Genomic DNA, 19,264 nt, shown 5'->3' with positions numbered 1-19,264 from the left:
CCCTTGCCGATGTCGACGAAGGCGGCCTCCATGCTGGGCAGCACGTTCTGCACGCGGCCGAGGTAGACGTTGCCGACGTAGGACGTGTGCTCGGAGCGGGTGATGTAGTGCTCGACGAGCACGCCGTCCTCGAGCACGGCGATCTGAGTGCGGTCCTTGCCCTGGCGCACGACCATGACCCGCTCGACGGACTCGCGGCGGGCCAGGAACTCCGCCTCGCTGAGCACCGGCGGGCGACGGCGGCTCGACTCGCGCCCCTCGCGGCGGCGCTGGCGCTTGGCCTCCATCCGCGTCGAGCCCTTGATGCCGCGGATCTCGTCGTCGGGGTCGACGTCGCGGGTCCGGGTCTCGGCTGCGGTCTCGCCGTCGGCACCGCCCTCGCCCGAGCCGCTACCGCGGCCACGCCGCCGGCGGCGGCGGTGGCGGGTGCCGGTGCCGTCGCCTTCGCCGGTCTCGGCCTCGTCGGCGTCAGCGGCAGCCTCGTCGGCGGCCGCATCGGCGCCGGCCGTTGCGGCAGCCGGGGTCGCCTCATCACCCTCGCCCTCGCCCGCCGCCTCGGCGGCGGCCTTGGAGCGGCCGCCCCCGCGACGGCCCCGCCGGCGTCGGCGGCTGGCGCCGGTGCCTTCGCCGGGCTCCTGGCCCTCGGAGGTCTCGCCGTCGCTGTCGCGACCGGTCGCCGCCGGCTCCGGTGCGGGCGCGTCCACGGTGGCGGTCTGAGGGGCGGTTGACTCGGCCCCCTCCTCGCCGGGTGCGTTGGCAGGGCGGCGGCGCCGCCGCGGCGGCGATGCCGCAGCCGGTTCGTCGTCGGCCCTGGGTCCGGCGGACGGTGCAGCCACCGGCTCGGGCGCCTGGAAGATCACCGTGGCGGCGGCCACCGGGCCGGCTGGGGGCTGGGCGCCTGCCTCGGCACCGTCGCGGGCGTCCTCGGCGGTCTCCTTCGCCGTCGTCCGGCGACGACGGCGAGCGGGTGCGGCCGGTGCGTCGGCGGCCGCGTCGGGCGGTGCCTGGTCGGTCGCGGGAGCCGCGGGCGCGGTCGGCTGCGCGCTCGTCGCTGCGGCGTCGGCCGGTGCTGCGGCCGCGGACTTCGTCGTACGCCGTCGGCGGGCGGGCTTCTTGTCGCCCGCGTCGGCGGCGTCGGGGGTGGTGGCTTGGTCGTCAGCCATCGGGTCGGTCTCCCGTCACGCCCCCGGGCGCCTCACCAAGGCCGGGGCCTCGGCGACGCTGCCGCACGGGAGCAGCTCACATGTCTGGGGGCGTCGGGGCGGGTGCCGTGTCGGCAGTCACGGCCTCGCGGTCCGGCGCGAGGGGGTCGGCGATCCGGCCGTCTTCGCGGAGCAGACCCTGCGCCAGCCGGATCACGTAAGGAGGCTCCGGCGGCACGAGGCCCGCTGCCTGACGAAGCGCGGCCAGGACGTCGTCCGGTCGCACAGCGGGAATGGTGTGCCGCACGACCAGGTCGATTGTCGCACAGTGATGTTCCGAATCCGGTTCGCCGCCCGTCGACGCGCCGGTCCCCCGGGCGACGGACGCGCTGACGACGGCCCCGCGGGCGTCGATGGGGCGGCGGCCGTCGCGGGTGATCCGCTCGACCGTGACGGTCGCCTCGGCGAGGAATGCGGCCACCGCGCGGCCGACCTCCTCGGGCGGGCAGCCGAGGGTGATCCGCCAGTGCGACGCCTGGAGCCGGTCGGCGAGCGACCCGGGTGCGGCGGCCTCGACGACCTCGACCACGTCGAGGCCGGGCGGGAGGGCCGCGTCGAGCCGGGTGCCGACCTCCGCCGGCGGCATGCGGACCTGCAGTCCGATCTCGACGTACTCCGCCTCGCTCGCGACGCCGGTCGGCGCCGCGCCGGCATAGGAGATCTTGGGGTGCGGGGTGAACCCGGCGGAGACGGCCACGGGCACCCCGGCCCGCCGCAGGGCGCGCTCGAGCGCCCGCTGGAAGTCGCGGTGGCTGGTGAAGCGGAGCCGATCACGCTTGGCGTAGTGCACGCGCAACCGCTGCACGACCGGGGCGGGCGGTGGCCCGTCGGGCTGGCGCGGCACGGGTCTCAGACGACGGTGAGCGGCAGCAGCGTGCGCCCGGTCGGGCCGATCTGGATCTCGGTGCCCTGGCTGCCGCAGACGCCGCAGTCGTAGCACGGTGTCCACCGGCAGTCGTCGACCTCGCGGCCGGCCCGGGCGTCGGTCCAGTCGTCCCACAGCCAGCGCTTCTCGAGGCCGGCGTCGAGGTGGTCCCAGGGCAACACCTCGTCCTCGTCGCGGGCGCGGGTCGTGTACCAGTCGAGGTCGACCCCCTGCGGCGCGAGCACGTCGGCGCAGGCGCGCTCCCACCGGTCGAAGGAGAAGTGCTCGTGCCAGCCGTCGAAGCGCCCGCCGTCCTCCCAGACCCGGCGGATCACCGCACCGATCCTCCGGTCGCCGCGGGACAGCAGGCCTTCGATGATCGCCGGCCGGCCGTCGTGGTAGCGCAGCCCGATGGCCTTGCCGTACTCCTTGTCGGCGCTGATCGCGGCCTTGAGCGCGCGCAGCCGGGCGTCGACCGTCGCGTGGTCGAGCTGCGCGGCCCACTGGAACGGCGTGTGCGGCTTCGGCACGAACGGCCCGATCGACACCGTGCAGCGGATGTCCCGCCGACCGGCGGCCTGGCGACCGGCGGCGATCACCCGCTGCGCGAGCGAGGCGATCTGCAGCACGTCGTCGTCGGTCTCGGTCGGCAGGCCGCACATGAAGTAGAGCTTCACCTGCCGCCAGCCGTTGCCGTAAGCGGTGGAGACCGTGCGGATCAGGTCGTCTTCGGTGACCATCTTGTTGATCACCTTGCGCATCCGCTCCGAGCCGCCCTCCGGCGCGAACGTCAGCCCCGAGCGGCGGCCGTTGCGGGACAGCTCGTTGGCCAGGTCGATGTTGAACGCGTCGACCCGCGTCGAGGGCAGCGAGAGGCCGACGTTGGTGCCGTCGTAGCGGTCGGCCAGGCCCTTGGTGATCTGCGCGATCTCGGAGTGGTCGGCGCTGGACAGGCTGAGCAGGCCGACCTCGTCGAAGCCGCTGTTGCACAAGCCGGTCTCGACCATCTGCCCGATCGTGTCGATCGAGCGCTCGCGGACCGGCCGGGTGATCATGCCCGCCTGACAGAAGCGACAGCCGCGGGTGCAGCCGCGGAAGATCTCGACGCTGAACCGCTCGTGCACGGTCTCGGCGAGCGGCACCAGCGGCTGCTTCGGGTAGGGCCACGCGTCGAGGTCCATGACCGTGTGCTTGCTGACGAAACCCGGGACACCGGCACGGTTGGGCGCGACCCGGGCGATGCGCCCGTCAGCGGCGTAGTCGACGTCGTAGAAGCGCGGGACGTAGCAGCCGCCGCGCGTGGCGAGCCGGTAGAGCAGCTCGACACGTCCGCCGGGCCGACCCTCGGCCTTCCACCGGCGTACGACGTCGGTGATCGCGAGCACCGCCTCCTCTCCGTCGCCGAGCACGGCGGCGTCGATGAAGTCGGCGATCGGCTCGGGGTTGAACGCCGCGTGCCCGCCGGCGACGACGATCGGGTGGTCGTCGGTGCGGTCGGCGGCGGCCAGCGGGATGCCCGCGAGGTCGAGACCGGTGAGCAGGTTGGTGTAGCCGAGCTCGGTCGGGAAGCTGACGCCGAGCAGGTCGAACGCGCCGACCGGCCGGTGGGCGTCGACGGTGAACTGCGGCACCGCGTGCTCGCGCATCAGCGCCTCGAGGTCGGACCAGACCGCGTAGGTGCGCTCGGCGAGCACGTCGGGCTGCTCGTTGAGCAGCTCGTAGAGGATCTGCAGGCCCTGGTTGGGCAGGCCGACCTCGTAGGCGTCGGGGTACATCAGCGCCCACCGGACGGCCGCCGCGTCCCAGTCCTTGACGACCGCGCCGAGCTCGCCGCCGACGTACTGCACCGGCTTCTGCACCCGCGGCAGCAGCGGCTCCAGACGCGCGAAGACGTTCTCGACGGGCATTGCGGGGACCCTCCGGCAGACAGGGCGGACAGACCCCAGGGTACGTCGGCGCGGTCAGGATCCTCGCGAGCGCATGTGCACGCTCTGCAGGAGCCCGACGGCCATGAAGGTGGCGAACATCGACGAACCGCCGTAGGACACGAACGGCAGCGGCAGTCCGGTGAGCGGCATGATCCCGACCGACATGCCGATGTTCTCGAAGCTCTGGAACGCCAGCCAGCACACGACGCCGGTCGCCATCAGCCGGCCGAACATGTCCTGCGCCTGGCTCGCGATCCGCAGGCCGCGCCAGAGCACGACGCCCGTCAGCAGCACGAGGGTGCCGGCGCCGATGAAGCCGAGCTCCTCCCCCGCGACGGTGAAGATGAAGTCGGTCTGCTGCTCGGGCACGAAGTGGCCGTTGGTCTGGCTGCCCTGGAACAGCCCGGTGCCGTGCAGGCCGCCGGCGCCGATCGCGATGCGGGCCTGCTGGGTCTGGTAGCCGTAGCCGCTGCCGCCCGAAGTCGGGTTGGCGAACGCCTTGAACCGCTCGAGCTGGTAGTCCTTCAGGATGTGCAGGTGCGCCACCAGGAAGGCGCCGACGATCCCGAGCAGGATCAGCCCGACGATCCACCGCGCGCGGGCGCCGGAGATCGCGAGCACGCCGAGCAGGATCGCGACGAGCACCATCACGCTGCCCAGGTCCGGCTGAAGCAGGACCAGCCCCAGGGGCACGGCGGCGAGCCCCAGGACGGCGAGCACGTCGGTGTCGCGGGGGACGTTCTCCCCGTCTCGCTTCTCCCCCAGCAGCATCGCCATCCCGACGATGAGCGCCACTTTGGCGAACTCCGACGGCTGCACCTCGAAGCCGCCGCCGAGCCGGATCCACGAGTGCGACCCGTTGATCGTCGACCCGAGGGGCGAGAGCACGGCGACCAGCCCCACGCAGGAGGCGAGGTAGACGAACGGCACGTAGGCCCGCAGGGCCCGGTAGTCGACGAGCGCGACGACCGTGCCCAGCGCGAGGCTGATGCCGATGTTGATGACGTCTTTCTTCAGGTACGACGACTCCTGGGTGGCCGACCAGACCAGGACCGCACCGGCGGCGACCAGGGCGAAGACCGCGGCGAGCAGCGTCCAGTCGAGGCGCCACAGCGGCGAGTCGCGGTCGAGGGCGCGGCTGCGCACGGTCTCCCGGCGGCGGGTCGCGTAGGGCGCGTGGCGCGGGGTCGTCGACGTCATCGGCTCGGCCTCGCCGGCGGGGCGACGGTGCCGTCGGGCCGGATGGCCGGCAGCTGGGCGGGCGGGAGGCCGCCGGGCATGGCGGCGGTCGAGCCGGGGGCCAGACCGAAGATGCCGTCCCACAGGTGCCGCACGATCGGGGCGGAGGTGAGGCCGCCCTGGCCGCCCTGGGTGACCATGACGACCGCGACGTAGCGCGCCGGTTGCCCGGGCAGGCCCGCGAACGACGCGAACCACGCGGTGTCCTGCTTGCCGTTGACCTCGGCGGTGCCCGTCTTGCCGCCGACCGTGATGCGGTCGAACGGGAAGCCCTGGAACGCGCTCTCGCCGGTGCCGACCTTGGGCACGTCCTCCATGGCGGCGCGGATGTAGTCCAGCACGCCGGGTGGCACGTCGAGGGTGCGGCGTACGGGGGCGTCGAGCTGCTTGACGACCTTGCCGGCCGGCGAGAGCAGCGCCTTGCCGATGCGCGGCTCGTAGACCTTGCCGCCGTTGACGAGCGCGGCGTAGGCGACAGCCATCTGCAACGGGGTGGCGAGCACAGTGCCCTGGCCGATGTCGAAGTTGGCCTGGTCGCCCGGGTTGTAGATGTTGCCGTACTTGCAGACGTCGAGGTCGAAGGCGCGGCGCTCGGCGTCGAATGCCGGGTTGTTGGCGCCCTTGCAGGCGTTGGGCCGGTAGAACTCCTCCCACTGCTTCTGCTTGGTCTTGCGGTCCTCGATCAGGCCGGTCGCCTCGGCCGGCAGGTCGACGCCGGTCGGCTCGCCCAGGCCGAACTCACGGGCCATCTTCTGCACGCCCTCGACGGGCGGCTTGCCGGCCTTGACCAGCGCCTGGTCGCGCAGCCAGTCCTGGTAGGCCAGGCGGTAGTAGACGGTGTCGCAGGACTTGACGATGGTCGTGTGCAGGTTGATCGCGCCGAACGTCTCGCCCTCGAAGTTGTGGAACGTGCGGCCGCCGATCGTGTAGGACGAGGAGCACTCGTAGCTGCTGTTGAGGTTGGCGATGCCGTCCTGCACGAGCCCGGCGGTGGAGATCAGCTTGAACGTCGAGCCGGGGGCGTACTGGCCGAGGGTCGCCCGGTCGAGCAGCGGGTAGCCGGTCGCGGGGTTCGTCAGCCCCTTGTAGTCGGCCTCGGAGATCCGGCCGCCGGCCCAGATCTGCGGCTGGTAGGTCGGGTAGGACGCCATCGCCACGATGTGACCCGTCTGCGCGTCGAGGATGACCCCGGCGGCGCTGTCGGCCTTGTACGGCGCCCCAGTGTTGTCGCTGCGGGTGCGGGCCTGCTGCACGCCCTGGGCGAGTGAGGTCTCGAGCAGGTGCTGGACCGCGGCGTCGATGCTCGTGACGAGCGTGTCGCCCGCCTGCGGCGGGTGGTCGGCGACGACCCCGGTGACCGCGCCGAGGTGGTCGACCGCGACCGTCTTCACCCCGGGGCGCCCGCGCAGGTAGGTGTCGTAAGACTGCTCGAGGCCCGCCCGTCCGACGAGGGTGTTGCGCCGCAGGTCCTGCTGGGCCTGCGACAGCTTGGCCAGCTCCTGGTCGGAGATCGGGCCGAGGTAGCCGATGACGTGCGAGGCGAGCGCCCCGTCGGGCAGCGGGTAGTCGCGCACCGACTGGACGTCGGCGGACACCCCGGGGAACTCCTCCTGCCGCTCGAGGATCTGCAAGGCCTGACGGATGTCGACGTCTTCGGTGACCGGGATCGGCTGGTAGGGCGAGCCGTTCCAGCAGGGCTTGGGCACCTTCGCCGAGCAGAGCCGGATGCGGTCCTGAAGGTCCTGGTCGCTGACGCCGAGCACCTGGGCCAGCCGGTGCAGCACGGTCTTGCCGCCGTCGGGCTGCCGCTCCAGCTTGATGCGGTCGACCGAGACGACGAGCGAGGTGCGGTTGGTCACCAGCGGCCGCCCGTAGTCGTCGAGGATCTGGCCGCGGGCCGCCGGCGTCACCACCTCACGGGTGCGGTTGTCGGCGGCCGCCTGCGCGTAGCTGTCGCCGGCGAGCACCTGCATGTACCAGAGCCGGCCGAAAAGCGTGAGCAGCAAGGAAAAAACGAGCACACGCAGGACGAACAACCGCTGCCGCGAGGCGTCGGTGCGCTGGTTCACGACAGCCCGCCCTCGGGCTGCAGCCGCCGGTCGATCGCGGCGATCAGCGGCAGGACGAAGGGCGCGAGCACCACGTCGTACAGGACCATGAACGGCAGGTTGTGGGACAGCACGGCGGTCGTCACCCGCTGGTCGCCGACCATCGCGCCGAGCGTCGCGTAGACGGCGACGGCGGCGGCGGTGGCGACGGCGACGACCGCCATCGAGGCGAGGACCGACCGCTCCTCGAGGTCCTCGAGCATGCCGGCCGCGTAGCCGACCAGGGCGTAGACCAGCGCCCAGCGGCCGAGCGTGTGGTCGGCCGGCGGGGCGACGTCGGCCAGCAGGCCGATCGCGAAGCCGATGACCGACCCGCCCATCGGGCCGGACACCAGCGCGCAGCCGACGACCACGACGAGCAGCACGTCGGGACGGGCCTGCGGCAGCGGCAGCAGCCCGAAGACGCTGACCTGCAGCAGCAGCGCGGTGACGGCCAGGACCGCGAACAGCAGCACCCGCAACGGACGCACGTCAGCCGCCGGGCTTCGTGGCGCCGGGGGACGGGCCGGCCGACGGTCCGGTCGTCGCCGGCGGCGGTGACGCGGGTGCGGTCGGGGTGGGCTTCGGCGGAGGCGCCGGCAGCAGGCTGTCGCGCGGGATGTCACGGGGCGCGGCGATGACGACGGCGACCGGGTCGAGCGCGGTGAACTTCGTGAACGGCTCGACCAGCGCGGTGCGCGTCTGCGCGCCCGGAGTGCTCTCGACCTTGGTGATCGTGCCGATGGGGATCTCGGGGATGTAGGGCCGGTCGTTCTCCGAGCCGAAGGTGACGAGCTGCTGCCCCTGCTTCAGCGCCGCGTGGGCGTCGAGCAGCGTGAACGTCATCGGGCCCGAGCCGCCGCCGCGCACCCAGCCGATGAACCCGGTGGTGGCGACGCGCGCGCCGACCTGCGACTGCGGGTCCATGGCGAGCAGCACGGTCGAGGAGCGGGGGCCGACCGTCTTCACCCGCCCGACGAGCCCGTCCCCGCTGATCACCGACATCAGCGGCTGGACGCCGTCGCGCGAGCCGACGTCGATCGTGGCGGTCCACTCGAAGCCCCCGCTGCCGCCGACCCCGACGACGTTGGCGGCCACGATCCGCAACCGCCCGACGCCCGCCAGCCCGGTGAGCTTCTCCAGCTCGGTGAGCCGCGACCGGTCGGCGGCGCCTCGCTCGACCTGGGCGCGCAGGTCGGCGTTCTCCTTCTCCAGCTGGCGGACCTTGGCACCACCACCCCCGCCGCCCAGCCGGGAGAACGCGTCGGCAACGGGACGTACGGCGGCGGCGACCGCGCCCTCGATCGGGCCGAGGACCGCGTCAGCGCTGCGGCGTACGTGCTCGAACGGGGAGCCCTTGCCGGCGCGGTAGTCGAGCGTGATGAGGGTGAACGCCGTCAGCACGAGCAAGGTCAACACCAAGCGTGTGCGCGGCGTTTCTCTCATGGCCGGTCCAGGCGGGCCCGACGGGCCGCGCCGTCCTCAGTGCCGGGGCTCGGAGATGAGCACCTGCTGCAGCGCCTCGAACTCCTCGACGCACTTGCCGGCCCCCATCGCCACCGAGTGCAACGGGCTGTCGGTGATGTGGATCGGCATGCCGGTCTCGTGCCGCAGCCGCTCGTCGAGCCCGCGCAGCAGCGCGCCGCCTCCGGTCAGCACGATGCCGCGGTCCATCACGTCGCCGGACAGCTCCGGCGGGCACTTGTCGAGCGTGGTCTTGACCGCGTCGACGATCGCGTTGACCGGCTCCTCGATCGCCTTGCGGATCTCCTCGGCGCTGACCACGATCGTCTTCGGCAGGCCGGAGACCAGGTCGCGGCCACGGATCTCGGCGTGCGGCTCGTCGGGCATCGGGAACGCCGAGCCGATGGCCATCTTGATCTCCTCGGCGGTGCGCTCGCCGAGCATCAGCGAGTACTCCTTCTTGACGTAGGAGATGATCGCGCCGTCCATCTCGTCGCCGCCGGTGCGGATCGACTGGCTGGTCACGATGCCGCCGAGGGAGATGACCGCGACCTCGGTCGTGCCGCCGCCGATGTCGACCACCATGTTGCCGGTCGGCTCGTGCACCGGCAGCCCGGAGCCGATCGCCGCGGCCATCGGCTCCTCGATGATGTAGACCTTGCGCGCGCCGGCCTGGTAACCGGCGTCCTTGACCGCCCGCTGCTCGACCCCGGTGATGCCCGACGGGACGCAGACGACAATGCGGGGCTTGGCGAAGTGGCGGCGGCGGTGCACCTTCTGGATGAAGTAGCGCAGCATCCGCTCGGTGGTCTCGAAGTCGGCGATCACGCCGTCCTTGAGCGGGCGGATCGCGACGATGTTGCCGGGCGTGCGCCCGATCATCCGCTTGGCCTCCGTGCCGACCGCGAGGATGCCCGAGGTGTTGGTGTTGATCGCGACGACCGACGGCTCGTTGAGCACGATGCCCTTGCCGCGGACGTAGACGAGGGTGTTGGCGGTGCCAAGGTCCACGGCCATGTCACGACCGAGGAACGACATGTTGTTGGCCATGGGAAGCCGAAGACCTTCCGAGAGAGCGCGCGAGGAGGGGTCCGGACGGACGGGCCCACGGACAGCATCGTACCGAGAAGTGGTCCGGTGGCGGCAGGTGTCGGCGACCGGATCGGCACCCGATATGCCCTGCTCACCGTCGAGTGAGTCCGCGGGTCAGCCCAGTCGCGGGAAGAACAGCGCGACCTCGCGGCGACCGGAGTCCGGCGAGTCAGAGCCGTGCACGATGTTCTGGCCGATCTCGAGCGCGTAGTCGCCGCGCAGCGAGCCGGGAGTCGCGGCGACCGGATCGGTCACGCCCATGAGGTTGCGCACCGCCTCCACCGCGCGCGGGCCCTCGACGACCATCGCCACCAGCGGGCCGCCGGTGATGAAGTCGACGAGCTCACCGAAGAACGGCTTGTCGGTGTGCTCGGCGTAGTGCTGCTCGGCGGTCGCGCGGTCGAGCGTGCGCAGCTCGAGGGCGACGAGCGAGAGTCCCTTGCGCTCGAGCCGCCCGATCACCTCCCCCACCAGGCCGCGGCGGACGCCGTCGGGCTTGACCAGGACAAGGGTGCGCTCGGTGCTCAAGGCGGGGACTCCAGGAGATCGTGCCGATGGGCCGCGTCAGCGTACCTGGCCGAGCTCCACCATGAGATTTCGCCACATCCGCAGGTAGACCGCCCACATCGAGCCGAACAGCACCGCGACGAACAGCAGCGGGTGGATCCATCCGCCGGTGCCGAGGACGACGACCTGCAGCGCCGTGCCCAGTGCCCGTCCCCAGGGCAGCCGCATCAGGAACCCGGCGACGAACAACGCTGCGGCGATGCCGCCGAGCGTCGCGAGCTTGGTGCCCGCGACGTGGCCATCGGTGTTGCTGGTGCCGAAGACCGCGAGCATCGCGAACATCACCGTGAACGACTCGAGCACCAGCAGGCCGGCACCGACCCCGCGCAGCCCCTTGCGGGGATCGCGCGCCGGGGCCGCGGGGCTCTGGGTCGGGGCGGCCGTGCTCACCGGCCCAGGGTAGGTCGCAGCAGGCGCCGGGCCTCGCCGACCGTGACGATCGACCCGGTGACCAGCACGCCGACACCGGCGTCGCCGACGAGCGACGGGTCGTCCTCGGCCAGTCGGATCGCCTCGTCGATCGCCTCGTCGAGCCGAGAAGCGACGGTCACGCGGTCCTCGCCGAAGACCTCGGCCGCCAGCGCCGCCAGGTCGTCGACCGGCATGGCCCGAGGCGAGGAGTTCTGGGTGACGACGACCTCGGCGAGCAGCGGCTCGAGCGCGGCGAGGATGCCGGCCACGTCCTTGTCGCCCAGCACCGCGACGACCCCGACGATGCGGCGGAACGCGAAGGCCTCCTGCAGCCCGGCGACGAGCACATCGGCGCCGGCCGGGTTGTGCGCGCCGTCGACGATGACGGTCGGCCCTCGCCGCAGCACCTCGAGGCGTCCGGGTGACTCGACGGAGGCGAACGCGTCGCGGACGATGTCGGCCGCGAGCGGCTCGCGGGCGCCGACGCCGAGGAACGCCTCGACCGCAGCCAGCGCGCAGGCTGCGTTGCCGGCCTGGTGCGCGCCGTGCAGCGGCAGGAAGACGTCGTCGTAGCGCTCTGCGAGTCCCTGCAGGGTGAGCAGCTGGCCGCCTACCGCCACGGAGCGGTGGACGACGCCGAACTCCATCCCTTCGCGGGCTACCGTGGCGCCCACCTCGACCGCCCGCCGGAGCAGCACCTCCGCCGCCTCCGGCGGCTGTTGCGCGGTGACCAGCGTGGCCCCGTCGTACACGATGCCGGCCTTGTCGGCGGCGATCTCCGCGACGGTGGAGCCGAGGACCTGCGTGTGGTCGAGCGAGATCGGGGTGATCACCGCGACCGGGGCGTGCAGCACGTTGGTGGTGTCGAACCGGCCGCCGAGCCCGACCTCGACGACCGCGACGTCGACGGGTGCATCGGCGAAGGCGGCGAACGCCATCGCGGTGACGACCTCGAAGTAGCTGACGCCCGGGTCGTGCCGCCCGTCGACGATGTCGACGAAGGGCTCGATCTCGTCGTAGACCTCGGCGAAGCGCTCGTTGCTGAGCGGCTGCCCGTCGATCGCGATCCGTTCGGTGATCGACTCCAGGTGCGGGCTGATGTAACGGCCGGTCCGCAGGCCGAGGCCGCCGAGCAGCGTGTCGATCATCCGGGTGGTGCTCGTCTTGCCGTTGGTGCCGGTCAGGTGGATCGAGGGATAGGCCCGATGCGGGTCCCCGAGCAGACCGAGCAAATCGTGGATGCGCGAGTGGCCCGGTGACATGCGGGTCGGGCCGCGGGCATCGAGTGCCTTCTCGACGCGCGTCAGCGGATCGACCTCGCCGTTGCTCACCACAGGATCGTAGGAGCCTCGACCTAGCATGGTGACCATGCCCGACCCGTCCGCACGCGTCCCGGAAAAGCCGACCCTCGACGGAATCGAGGATCGGTGGGCGCGGGTATGGGACGAGCAGGGCACCTACCGCTTCGACCGCAGCCGCGGTCGTGACGAGATCTTCTCGATCGACACCCCGCCGCCCACCGTCAGCGGGTCGCTGCACATGGGGTCGGTCTTCGGCTACGCGCAGACCGACAGCATCGCGCGCTACCACCGGATGCGCGGGCGGATGCTCTTCTACCCGATGGGGTGGGACGACAACGGCCTGCCGACCGAGCGCCGGGTGCAGAACTACTACGGCGTGCGGTGCGAGCCGAGCCTGCCCTACGACCCCGGCTTCACCCCGCCGGATACCCCGCCGAAGCAGCCGATCGCGATCTCTCGGCCCAACTTCGTGGAGCTGTGCCTGCGGCTGACCGCCGAGGACGAGCAGGTCTTCGAGCAGCTGTGGCGCCGGCTCGGCCTGTCGGTCGACTGGGCGCAGACCTACACGACGATCGGGCCGGTGGCGCAGCGGGCGTCGCAGCGGGCGTTCCTGCGCAACCTCGCCCGCGGCGAGGCCTATGCGGCCGAGGCGCCGACGCTGTGGGACGTCGACTTCCGTACGGCGGTGGCCCAGGCCGAGCTCGAGGATCGGGAGGTGCCCGGGGCCTACCACCGGGTCCGCTTCACCGGCGCCGACCCGGTCTACATCGAGACGACCCGGCCGGAGCTGATCCCCGCCTGCGTCGCGCTGGTCGCCCACCCCGACGACGAGCGCTACCAGCCGCTGTTCGGCACGACCGTGCGCACGCCGCTGTTCGGGGTCGAGGTGCCGGTCAAGGCGCACGCCCTCGCCGACCCGGACAAGGGGTCCGGCATCGCGATGATCTGCACGTTCGGCGACCTGACCGACGTGGTCTGGTGGCGCGAGCTCGACCTGCCGGTGCGCAGCGTGCTCGGCCGCGACGGGCGGATCGTGACCACTCCGCCGGCCGACGTGCCCGACAACGGCGCCTGGTCGCAGCTGGCCGGGCTGACCGCCAAGCAGGCCCGCGCGAAGATCGTCGAGCTGCTGTCGTCCGCCGGCGACCTCGACGGCGAGCCCAAGCCGATCACCCACCCGGTGAAGTTCTACGAGAAGGGCGACCGGCCGCTCGAGGTCGTCACCAGCAGGCAGTGGTACATCCGCAACGGCGGCCGTGACCAGGCCGTGCGCGCCGAGCTGCTGGCGCGTGGTGAGCAGCTGCGCTGGCACCCGCCGCACATGCACCACCGCTACGAGACCTGGGTGCAGGGCCTCGCCGGCGACTGGCTGATCAGCCGGCAACGGTTCTTCGGCGTACCGATCCCGCTGTGGTACCGCCTCGACGAGAGCGGCGAGCCGGTCTACGCCGCGCCGCTGGTCCCCGCCGAGGACATCCTGCCGATCGACCCGAGCGCCGACACCCCACCGGGGTTCACCGAGGAGCAGCGCGGCAAGCCCGGCGGCTTCATCGGCGACCCGGACGTCATGGACACCTGGGCGACCTCGTCGCTGACCCCACAGATCGCCGGGCGCTGGGAGGACGACCCCGACCTGTTCGGCCGGGTCTTCCCGATGGACCTGCGCCCGCAGGGCCCGGAGATCATCCGCACCTGGCTGTTCTCGACCGTGGTGCGCGCGCACCTGGAGTTCGGCGAGCTGCCCTGGCGCGACACGACGATCAACGGGTGGGTGCTCGACCCCGACCGCAAGAAGATGTCGAAGTCCAAGGGCAACGTCATCACGCCGATCGCGCTGCTCGAGGAGCACGGGTCCGACGCGGTGCGCTACTGGGCGGCGAGCGGCCGGCCCGGCACCGACACGGCGTTCGACGTCGGCCAGATCAAGGTCGGCCGGCGGTTGGCGATCAAGATGCTCAACGCGTCTAAGTTCGTCCTCGGGCTGGGGGCGGCACGCGACCCGGCCGCGATCACGGCGCCGGTCGACCGCTCGATGCTGGCCGCGCTCGGTGAGGTCGTGCGACGAGCGACCGAGGCGTTCGACGACTACGACTACGCCCGCTCGCTCGAAGTCACGGAGACGTTCTTCTGGACGTTCTGCGACGACTACGTCGAGCTGGTCAAGGAGCGCGCCTACGGTGGGCTCGGCGAGGCGCCGGCCGCGTCGGCCCGGGCGTCGCTCGCCGCCGCGCTGTCGACACTGCAGCGGTTGTTCGCGCCGTTCCTCGCGTTCACCTGCGAGGAGGTCTGGTCGTGGTGGCAGGAAGGCTCGGTGCACCGGGCGTCGTGGCCGTCCGCCGACGAGCTGCGTGGACTCGCGGGCGGCGGTGACGCGGCGGTCATCGCCGCGGTCAGCGACGCGCTGACCCAGGTGCGGCGCGGCAAGAGCGAGGCGAAGCTGTCGATGCGGGCCGACGTCGCAAAGGCCGTGGTGAGCGGTGGGGCCGATGTGGTCGACCGGGTGCGGTTGGCCGCCGACGACCTGCGCGAGGTCGGGCACATCGGCGAGCTGTCGTTCGAGCCGGGCGAGGGTGAGCTGCGCGTCGACGTGACCGTCTGAGAGCGGCTACGCGCTCTTCTCGCGGCGCTCGCGCTTGGGGGTCTCGCGCGGGACCAAGGTCGGGTTGACGTGCTCGAGCACGACCTCCCCGGTCACCACGCAACGGGCGACGTCCTTGCGGCTCGGGATGTCGTACATCACCGAGAGCAGGACCTCTTCCATGATCGCGCGCAGACCGCGGGCGCCGGTGCCCCGGAGGATCGCCTGGTCGGCGATCGCCTCGAGCGCGTCGTCGCTGAACTCGAGCTCGACACCGTCGAGCTCGAAGAGCCGGCGGTACTGCTTGACCAGCGCGTTCTTCGGCTCGGTGAGGATGCGGGTGAGCGCCTCGCGGTCGAGGTTCTGCACGCTGGTGATCACCGGCAGCCGGCCGATGAACTCGGGGATCATGCCGTACTTGAGCAGGTCCTCGGGCATCACGTCGCCGAAGACGTCGGCCGCGTCGAGCGCGCCCGCGGGGCGCAGCACGGCGCCGAAGCCGACCGACTTCTTGCCGATGCGCGACTCGATGATCTTGTCGAGGCCCGCGAACGCACCGCCGCAGATGAACAGCACGTTGGTGGTGTCGATCTGGATGAACTCCTGGTGCGGGTGCTTGCGACCACCCTGCGGCGGGACGCTCGCGGTGGTGCCCTCCAGGATCTTCAGCAGCGCCTGCTGGACACCCTCGCCGGAGACGTCACGGGTGATCGACGGGTTTTCGCTCTTACGAGCGATCTTGTCGACCTCGTCGATGTAGATGATGCCGGTTTCGGCCTTCTTGACGTCGTAGTCGGCGGCCTGGATCAGCTTGAGCAGGATGTTCTCGACGTCCTCACCGACGTAGCCGGCCTCGGTGAGCGCGGTGGCATCGGCGATCGCGAACGGCACGTTGAGCATCCGCGCCAGAGTCTGAGCCAGCAACGTCTTGCCGCACCCGGTGGGGCCGAGCAGCAGGATGTTGGACTTGGCCAGCTCGACCGGGTCCTTGTCGGCGCCGCCGGCCTGCACCCGCTTGTAGTGGTTGTAGACGGCGACCGAGAGGGTCTTCTTCGCCTCGTCCTGCCCGACGACGTAGGCGTCGAGGAAGTCGTAGATCTCCCGCGGCTTGGGCAGGTCGTCGAAGGTGACGTCGGAGGACTCGGAGAGCTCCTCCTCGATGATCTCGTTGCAGAGGTCGATGCACTCGTCACAGATGTAGACGCCCGGGCCCGCGATGAGCTTCTTGACCTGCTTTTGAGACTTGCCGCAGAAGGAGCACTTCAGCAGGTCACCGCCGTCACCGATGCGTGCCACGCGGGTGTCTCCTCACTCCTGCGGACCGGCCCCGCTCCTCGGAGCCGCCCTCACGGGTGTACGGCTTCGGGCCGTATGACGACGGTACCGTTTCCTTCGGCTTTGGACAGCCCAACCTTGCGGGTTTCGCCTGAGGCGTAGCCGCGGCCGGTCCCCTGACCGGCCTCAGCTCACGCTCGACAGCTTGCGGGTAGTGATCACCTCGTCGACGAGGCCGTAGTCGACGGCCTCCTGGGCGGTGAGGATCTTGTCGCGCTCGATGTCCTTGCGGACGGCGTCGACCTTCTGCTTCGAGTGCTTGGAGATCAGCTCCTCGAGGAGCGAGCGCATGCGCAGGATCTCGCGGGCCTGAATCTCGATGTCGCTGCCCTGGCCGCCGCCCTCGCTGTAGGGCTGGTGGATCAGGATGCGGGCGTGCTCGAGGGCGTAGCGCTTGCCCTTGGTGCCCGCGGCGAGGATCACCGCGGCGGCGGAGGCGGCCTGCCCCATGCAGTAGGTCTGGATGTCGGGCCGGATGAACTGCATCGTGTCGTAGATCGCGGTGAGCGCCGTGAACGAGCCGCCGGGCGAGTTGATGTAGAGGAAGATGTCGCGGTCGGGGTCCTGCGACTCGAGCAGGAGCAGCTGCGCCATCACGTCGTTGGCCACCACGTCGTCGATCGCCTGGCCGAGGAAGACGATGCGCTCGCGGAACAGGTAGCTGTAGACGTCCCAGGACCGCTCGCCGCGGGTCGACTGCTCGAGGACGTGCGGCAGGACGTAGCGGGCGGCCGGCTGGGACACACTCGTCTCCGGGGCTCGAAGGGGCTGGGCGGCGTCGAACCTCATGAGACGGCCCCGGCGCTGGGCACCTCGCGGGCGGTCGCGACGACGTGGTCGATGAAGCCGTAGTCCTTGGCTTCCTCGGCGGTGAACCAGCGGTCGCGGTCGGAGTCCTTCTCGATCTGCTCCACCGACTGCCCGGTGTGGAACGCGATGCGCTCCTGCATGGTCTTCTTCGTGTAGAGCATCTGCTCGGCCTGGATCGCGATGTCGCTCGCGGTGCCGCCGATGCCGCCGGACGGCTGGTGCATCATGATCCGCGCGTGCGGCAGGCCGTAGCGCTTGCCCTTGGCGCCGGCGCACAGCAGGAACTGCCCCATCGATGCGGCGAGGCCGAGCCCGACGGTGGCCACGTCGTTCTCGACGTACTGCATCGTGTCGTAGATGGCCATGCCGGCGGTGACCGAGCCGCCCGGGGAGTTGATGTAGAGGTAGATGTCGCGCTCGGGGTCTTCGGCGGAGAGCAGCAGCAGCTGCGCGCAGATCGTGTTGGCGACCGGGTCGTCGACCGCGCTGCCGAGGAACACGATGCGCTCGCGGAGCAACCGGTCGTAGACCTGGTCGCCGAGATTCATCCCGCTGACCGACCCGCGGGCGGTCACGGGCTCGATGCCGGACACGGCCTTGCTCACTGGCTCACCTGCTTCGTCGCTGACGATCACGTCTCATCGACCCTAACGCCGTCGATGGAACGCGCTTCCCGCGAAGGGGCGATGTTCGCTGTGAGCGTGCTACGCCGTGGGCGTAGCGGTCTCCGCGTCCTCCTGCGTCTCGGCGTCGCTCGCGTCGTCTTCGGCGTACGCCGTCTCCTCGACCTCGACCTCGGCGATCTCGACGGTCTCCGCGCCATCGGAGCTCGCGCCGGGAATGTCGAGGGCTTCGAGGTCGATCTCGTTGCCCGACTCGTCGGTGATCTTGGCGTGCTCGAGGATCAGCGCGAGCGCCTTGGTGCGCAGCACCTCGCCGGCGAGCGCGCCGAGCTGGCCCGACTGCATGATCTGGCCGACCAGCTGCTCCGGGGTGACGCCGGACTGCCGCGAGCGCTGCATGATCTGCTCGGTCAGGTCGGTCTCGGTGACGCCGAACTCCTCCTTGGCCGCGATCGCGTCGAGCACGAACTGCGCCTTGATGGCCTGCCGGGCGTTGTCGTCGATCTCCTTCTCGATGTCCTCTACGGACTTGCCCTCGGCCTCGGCGTAGGCCTCCTCGGTGAGACCCGCCTGCTCCAGCTGGCGCTGCATGGACTGCTTGCGCCAGGCGACCTCGTCACCGAGCACGTGCTCGGGCACCGGCACCTCGACCCGCTCGAGCAGCACCTCGAGGACGCGGTCGCGCGCCTGCAGACCCTGCTGGAGCCGGTGGACGCGCTCCAGCCGCTGGCGTACGTCGTCACGCAGTTCCGCCAGAGTGTCAAACTCGCTGGCCGTCTGGGCGAAGTCGTCGTCGAGCTCGGGCAGCTCCTTGGCCTTGACGCTGCGCACGGTGACCGTCATGTCGATGTCGTCACCGGCGCGCGGACCGGCCGCGAGCGAGGTCGTGAACGTCTTGGACTCGCCTTCGGACAGTCCGACCAGTGCCTCGTCGAGGCCTGGCGCAAGGTAGTTGCTGCCGACCTCGTAGGACAGGCCGGTGGCGGAGGCGGCGTCGATCTCCTCGCCGTCGGCGCTGCTCTTGATGTCGATCATCACGTAGTCGCCGGTCTCGACCGGCCGCTGGACTCCGGTGAGCACGGCGAAGCGCTCGCGCAACCCGTCGACCTGTTCGTTGACCTCCTCGTCGCCCACGACGGCGTCGTCGACGGTGACGGGAAGCCCTTCGTAGTCGGGCAGCTCGAGCTCGGGCCGCACGTCGACCTCGGCGGTGAACTTCAGCTCGTCGCCGTCGTTGAACTCGGTGACCTCGAGCTCGGGGTGGCCGAGCACCTGCACCTCGTTGTCGCGGATGGCCTGACCGTAGAGCTGCGGCAGTGCCTCCTGGATCGCCTCCTGCAGGATCGTGCCGCGGCCGACCTGCTGGTCGAGGATGCGCGGCGGCACCTTGCCCGGCCGGAAGCCCCGGATGCGCACCTGCTGGGCGACCTTCTTGTACGCCGCGTCGACCGACGGCCTCAGGTCGTCGAAGGGCACCTCGACGGTGAGCCGAACGCGGGTCGGGCCGAGGGTCTCGACGGCGCTCTTCACGGGACGGTTCTCCTCTGAAACGGCTTCGAACTGACGGCGAAGTCGGGGCGGGGAGACTCGAACTCCCGATCTCCTGCTCCCAAAGCAGGCGCGCTAGCCACTACGCTACGCCCCGCGGCATCACGCGAGTCTACGGGACCGTCCTCGTACGGACCCGGCCCGCGGGTGCTCGTCGCGGGCGTAGCTCAATGGCAGAGCCCCAGCCTTCCAAGCTGGCCATGCCGGTTCGATC

16 protein-coding genes and 1 tRNA gene are annotated in these 19,264 nt (G+C 71.2%); 1 reads left to right on the top strand and 16 read right to left on the bottom strand.

What is annotated here, in order from left to right; all coding sequences use genetic code 11:
* The 11 genes from VFJ21_01840 to VFJ21_01790 form a co-directional block, all read right to left on the bottom strand.
* The coding region (locus VFJ21_01840) for a ribonuclease E/G (protein ID HET7405865.1) at nt 1-1,163 on the bottom strand (1,163 nt) is incomplete at its 3' end.
* 76 nt (nt 1,164-1,239) lie between these two features.
* A complete protein-coding gene (locus tag VFJ21_01835) occupies nt 1,240-2,046 on the bottom strand; it encodes a TIGR03936 family radical SAM-associated protein (protein ID HET7405864.1) in 807 nt (268 codons plus the stop codon).
* A 5-nt stretch (nt 2,047-2,051) separates the two neighbouring features.
* Complete coding sequence (locus tag VFJ21_01830) at nt 2,052-3,974, bottom strand: TIGR03960 family B12-binding radical SAM protein (GenBank protein HET7405863.1); 1,923 nt, start codon at nt 3,972-3,974, stop codon at nt 2,052-2,054.
* Between the two features lie 54 nt (nt 3,975-4,028).
* Nucleotides 4,029-5,195, bottom strand: coding sequence for a rod shape-determining protein RodA (gene rodA, locus VFJ21_01825; GenBank protein ID HET7405862.1), 1,167 nt, complete (start codon nt 5,193-5,195; stop codon nt 4,029-4,031).
* Nucleotides 5,192-7,303, bottom strand: coding sequence for a penicillin-binding protein 2 (gene mrdA, locus VFJ21_01820; GenBank protein HET7405861.1), 2,112 nt, complete (start codon nt 7,301-7,303; stop codon nt 5,192-5,194). Before mrdA ends, rodA begins: the two co-directional genes overlap by 4 nt.
* A complete protein-coding gene (gene mreD / locus VFJ21_01815) occupies nt 7,300-7,812 on the bottom strand; it encodes a rod shape-determining protein MreD (GenBank protein ID HET7405860.1) in 513 nt (170 codons plus the stop codon). The genes mrdA and mreD overlap by 4 nt, the downstream gene beginning before the upstream one ends.
* Nucleotide 7,813: 1 nt before the next feature.
* The gene (gene mreC, locus VFJ21_01810; protein ID HET7405859.1) at nt 7,814-8,740 is read right to left on the bottom strand and encodes a rod shape-determining protein MreC; all 927 of its coding nucleotides are present in this window, start codon (nt 8,738-8,740) and stop codon (nt 7,814-7,816) included.
* A 63-nt stretch (nt 8,741-8,803) separates the two neighbouring features.
* The gene (locus VFJ21_01805) at nt 8,804-9,823 is read right to left on the bottom strand and encodes a rod shape-determining protein (protein HET7405858.1); all 1,020 of its coding nucleotides are present in this window, start codon (nt 9,821-9,823) and stop codon (nt 8,804-8,806) included.
* Nucleotides 9,824-9,991: 168 nt separating this feature from the next.
* Nucleotides 9,992-10,405 carry a nucleoside-diphosphate kinase gene (ndk, locus tag VFJ21_01800; GenBank protein HET7405857.1) on the bottom strand — a complete coding sequence of 138 codons (414 nt, stop codon included), beginning with the start codon at nt 10,403-10,405 and terminating at the stop codon, nt 9,992-9,994.
* A 36-nt stretch (nt 10,406-10,441) separates the two neighbouring features.
* On the bottom strand, nt 10,442-10,834 hold the full coding sequence (locus VFJ21_01795) for a DUF4233 domain-containing protein (protein HET7405856.1): 393 nt from the start codon (nt 10,832-10,834) through the stop codon (nt 10,442-10,444).
* On the bottom strand, nt 10,831-12,216 hold the full coding sequence (locus VFJ21_01790; protein HET7405855.1) for a folylpolyglutamate synthase/dihydrofolate synthase family protein: 1,386 nt from the start codon (nt 12,214-12,216) through the stop codon (nt 10,831-10,833). The genes VFJ21_01795 and VFJ21_01790 overlap by 4 nt, the downstream gene beginning before the upstream one ends.
* A gap of 7 nt (nt 12,217-12,223) precedes the next feature.
* Here VFJ21_01790 and valS point away from each other — a divergent pair, with 7 nt between their 5' ends.
* On the top strand, nt 12,224-14,755 hold the full coding sequence (valS, locus tag VFJ21_01785) for a valine--tRNA ligase (protein ID HET7405854.1): 2,532 nt from the start codon (nt 12,224-12,226) through the stop codon (nt 14,753-14,755).
* Nucleotides 14,756-14,761: 6 nt separating this feature from the next.
* Here the strand turns inward: valS and clpX are convergent, their stop codons facing one another.
* The 5 genes from clpX to VFJ21_01760 form a co-directional block, all read right to left on the bottom strand.
* A complete protein-coding gene (gene clpX / locus VFJ21_01780) occupies nt 14,762-16,030 on the bottom strand; it encodes an ATP-dependent Clp protease ATP-binding subunit ClpX (GenBank protein ID HET7405853.1) in 1,269 nt (422 codons plus the stop codon).
* A 165-nt stretch (nt 16,031-16,195) separates the two neighbouring features.
* Nucleotides 16,196-16,858 carry an ATP-dependent Clp protease proteolytic subunit gene (locus tag VFJ21_01775; GenBank protein HET7405852.1) on the bottom strand — a complete coding sequence of 221 codons (663 nt, stop codon included), beginning with the start codon at nt 16,856-16,858 and terminating at the stop codon, nt 16,196-16,198.
* Nucleotides 16,855-17,427, bottom strand: a complete 573-nt coding sequence (locus VFJ21_01770) for an ATP-dependent Clp protease proteolytic subunit (GenBank protein HET7405851.1) — start codon at nt 17,425-17,427, stop codon at nt 16,855-16,857. Before VFJ21_01770 ends, VFJ21_01775 begins: the two co-directional genes overlap by 4 nt.
* 156 nt (nt 17,428-17,583) lie before the next feature.
* Nucleotides 17,584-19,032 carry a trigger factor gene (tig, locus tag VFJ21_01765; protein HET7405850.1) on the bottom strand — a complete coding sequence of 483 codons (1,449 nt, stop codon included), beginning with the start codon at nt 19,030-19,032 and terminating at the stop codon, nt 17,584-17,586.
* 42 nt (nt 19,033-19,074) lie between these two features.
* Nucleotides 19,075-19,147: transfer RNA gene (locus VFJ21_01760), tRNA-Pro, on the bottom strand.
* Nucleotides 19,148-19,264 lie beyond the last annotated feature (117 nt).

This window comes from Mycobacteriales bacterium (assembly GCA_035690485.1).
Classification (GTDB): Bacteria; Actinomycetota; Actinomycetes; order JAFAQI01; family DASSKL01; genus DASSKL01.
The sequence above is the reverse complement of the archived record's forward strand: the minus strand, read 5'-3'. Positions and strand labels throughout refer to the sequence as shown.

Coding starts and splice junctions, on each gene's coding strand:
- VFJ21_01830 (HET7405863.1), bottom strand. CDS start 3,974: ATGCCCGTCGAGAACGTCTTCGCGCGTCTGGAGCCGCTGCTGCCGCGG.
- rodA (HET7405862.1), bottom strand. CDS start 5,195: ATGACGTCGACGACCCCGCGCCACGCGCCCTACGCGACCCGCCGCCGG.
- VFJ21_01805 (HET7405858.1), bottom strand. CDS start 9,823: ATGTCGTTCCTCGGTCGTGACATGGCCGTGGACCTTGGCACCGCCAAC.
- VFJ21_01790 (HET7405855.1), bottom strand. CDS start 12,216: ATGCTAGGTCGAGGCTCCTACGATCCTGTGGTGAGCAACGGCGAGGTC.
- valS (HET7405854.1), top strand. CDS start 12,224: ATGCCCGACCCGTCCGCACGCGTCCCGGAAAAGCCGACCCTCGACGGA.
- VFJ21_01775 (HET7405852.1), bottom strand. CDS start 16,858: ATGAGGTTCGACGCCGCCCAGCCCCTTCGAGCCCCGGAGACGAGTGTG.
- VFJ21_01770 (HET7405851.1), bottom strand. CDS start 17,427: ATGAATCTCGGCGACCAGGTCTACGACCGGTTGCTCCGCGAGCGCATC.